Here is a 3,493-nt window from a genome sequence, read left to right as displayed (position 1 = left end):
CCCGAGGCGCGGGTGACCTTCAACTATCTGGGCCAGTTCGACGGCAGCTTCGACGACACCGCCCGCTTCGTGCCGGCCGACGAGCCGGCGGGCAGCAGCCAGGGCGCCGATGCGCCTTTGGGCAACTGGCTGACGCTGAACGGTCAGGTCTATGACGGGGAACTGGTGTTCGACTGGAGCTACAGCCGCTCCGTCCTGGCGGTCCCGGTTGTGGAAGAGCTGGCCGCAGCCTATGGGGAGGAGCTTCGGGCGCTGGTCGCGCATTGCGAGTCCTCGGCCGGCGGTGTGACGCCGTCGGACGTTCCGCTGGCCGGGCTGACCCAGGGGCAGCTGGACGCGCTGCCGCTGCCGGCGCGCGAGGTGGAGGACCTCTACCCGCTGACGCCGATGCAGCAGGGCATGCTGTTCCATGCGCTCTACGAGCCGGGTGGCGACGCCTACATCAACCAGATGCGGGTGGATGTGGAGGGGCTGGACGTGGCGCGCTTCCATGCGGCATGGCAGGGGGCGGTCGACGCGCATGACAGCCTGCGGGCGGGCTTCCTGTGGGACGGCCTGGAGCAGCCGTTGCAGGCGATCCGGCGCAAGGTCGCGGTGCCGCTGCGGCTGGAGGATTGGCACGGCGATGCGGACCCGACGGCGCGGCTGGACGGGCTTGCGGCGGCGGAGCGGCAGGCCGGCTTCGACCTTGCGGCACCGCCTCTGCTGCGGCTGGCGGTGGTGCGCACGGGCGGGGAGCGCCATCATGTGATCCTGACCAGCCACCACATCCTGCTGGACGGCTGGAGCAGCTCGCAGCTTCTGGGCGAAGTGCTGCAACGCTATGCCGGCGTCGTGCCGGCGGCGGACGGCGGTCGCTTCCGCGACCATGTGGCCTGGCTGCAAGGGCGCGACAGGGCGGCGTCCGAGGCCTTCTGGCGCAACCGCACCGCCGAACTCCAACAGCCGACCAGGATCGTCTCGCTGTTGCCGTCCGGCCCGCAGGCGGAACCCATGTCTGAGCGGGACGGGCAGGGCGAGCATCGCTGCGTCTTCACCGTGGAGGAAACCCGTCGCCTCACCGACCTCGCCCGTCGCTGCGACGTCACGCTGAACACGCTGATGCAGGCGGCCTGGGCCGTCCTGCTGCGGCAGCATGGCGGCCAGGACACCGTCGCCTTCGGCACCACCGTGTCCGGCCGCCCGGCGGATCTGCCGGGGGTGGAGCACCGGCTCGGCCTGTTCATCAACACGCTGCCGGTGATCCTGACACCCCATCCCGCGATGCCGGTGGCGGACTGGCTCCGCACCGTCCAAAGCCGCAACCTCGACCTGCGTGAGCATGAGCATACGCCGCTCGCCGACATTCAGCACTGGTCGGGCCAGACCGCATCGGGCGATGCCGGCGGTGCCCTGTTCGACAGCCTGCTGGTGTTCGAGAGCTATCCGGTCGCCGAAGCGTTGCGTCAGCGAAGCCCCGGCGGACTGCGCTTCTCGCCGGTGATCGGTTATGAGCGGACCAGCTATCCGCTGACCATCGCGATCATGCCCGGCGACCGGCTCGAATTGCATCACCGCTACGACCGCGCCCATCTGACGGGGGCGGCGGTGGCGCGCCTCGCCGGCCATCTGAACCGTCTTCTGCTGGCGATGGCCGAAGCCCCGAACCGGCCGCTCGGTGCCTTCTCCGTGCTGGACGAGGCCGACCGCGACCGCATTTTCGGCGCCTGGAACCAACCGGAGCCGATGGACGCGACGCCCTTGCCGCGTCTGTTCGAGGTGCAGGCCGCCCGCAGTCCGGATGCCACCGCGGTCATCGCCGGCACGCGCAGCGTGAGCTATGGCGATCTCAACCGGCAGGCCAACCGGTTGGCCCATCGGCTGCGCGCGCTCGGCGTCGCGCCCGGTGTCCCGGTCGCCGTCATGCTGGAGCGGACGGAGGTTCTGCCGACCGGTCTTCTGGCGATCCTGAAGGCGGGCGGCGCCTATGTTCCGCTCGACCCCGACTATCCCGCCGACCGTGTCGCCTACATGCTGGCCGACAGCCAAGCGGCACTGGTCGTGACGCAACGCAGCCTGCTGCCCCGTTTTCCGACGGGCGGGGGCCTGCGGGTGCTGGCGCTCGACGATCCGGCGCTCGGTCTGGAGAACGGCCCGGCGGACGATCCGCTGCCGGTCAACAGGGCGGAGGATGCCGCCTATGTCATCTACACCTCCGGCTCGACCGGGCGGCCGAAGGGTGTGGTGATTGAGCATCGCAACGCCTCGGCCCTCATCGACTGGGCATTGCGGCTTTACCGGCCGGAGCAGTTGCAGGGGGTCCTGGCCTCGACCTCCGTCTGTTTCGACCTTTCGGTCTGGGAATTCTTCGTCACGCTGAGTGCCGGCGGCCATGTGGTGATGGCCGACAATGCCCTGGCCTTGCCCGACCTCCCGGCCCGCGACCGCGTGCGCCTGATCAACACGGTGCCGTCGGCTATTGCCGGCCTCCTGCGTTCCAGCGGTATTCCGCCCGGTGTGCGGACCGTCAATCTGGCGGGCGAGCCGTTGGCTCAATCGCTGGTGGACGACCTCTATGCCGCCGGTATCGCCGACGTCTACGACCTCTACGGCCCGTCGGAGGACACGACCTATTCGACAGTGACCCGTCGCGAGGCGGGGGGCCGCGCCAACATCGGCCGTCCCATCGATGGGACCTGCGGCTATGTTCTGGACGGCGACCTGAACCCGGTACCGCTTGGCGTGGTCGGCGAGCTTTATCTTGGCGGCGCGGGGTTGGCGCGGGGCTACCTGAACCGCCCCGGGCTGACGGCGGAGCGCTTCGTCGCCGATCCGTTCTCCAGCGGCGGCGGGCGGCTCTACCGGACGGGCGACCTTGTGCGCCAGCGCGAGGACGGGGTGATCGAGTATGTCGGGCGGATCGACCATCAGGTGAAGATCCGCGGCTTCCGCATCGAGCTTGGCGAGGTGGAGGCGCGGCTGCGGGCGCAGCAGGGCGTGCGCGAGGCGGCGGTGGTCGCCCGCGACGGCAGCTCCGGCAAGCGCTTGGTCGGCTATGTCGTGCCCGCCGGCGATGAGGTTACCGGTGACGGCTTTGTCGAGGGACTGCGCGCCGGGCTGAAGGCGGCGTTGCCGGACTACATGGTGCCAACGCACCTCGTGGTGCTGGAGCGTTTGCCGCTGATGCCCAACGGCAAGCTGGACCGCAAGGCCCTGCCCGAGCCGGAGGTGGCGGCGTCGTCGGTCCAGGTTCAGCCGCGCAGCGCGGCCGAGCGCGCCCTGGCGGCGCTGTGGTGCGAGCTGCTGCGGCTGGAGAGCGTCGGCGTCACCGACAACTTCTTCGAGCTGGGCGGGGACTCCATCCTCTCCATCCAGCTGGTCAGCCGCGCCCGCCGCCACGGCCTCGCCTTCACCCCGCGCGACGTCTTCGAGCACCAGACCCTGGAGGCGCTCGCCCGCGCCGCCCGCAGCGACGCCGGCGCTCCGGCCGCCGAGCAGGGCAGCGTCTGCGGGC

Annotated in this window: 1 protein-coding gene; it reads left to right on the top strand. The window is 70.5% G+C overall.

The genetic code is table 11. The features are described 5' to 3' along the window. Positions 1–3,493, top strand: a 3,493-nt coding sequence (locus TSH64_RS22200; RefSeq protein WP_199237637.1) for a non-ribosomal peptide synthetase, incomplete at both ends; no start/stop codon positions are given.

Origin of the sequence: Azospirillum sp. TSH64, assembly GCF_003116035.1 — a bacterium.
GTDB lineage: Bacteria > Pseudomonadota > Alphaproteobacteria > Azospirillales > Azospirillaceae > Azospirillum.
This window is presented reverse-complemented; position numbering and strand designations above follow the sequence as displayed.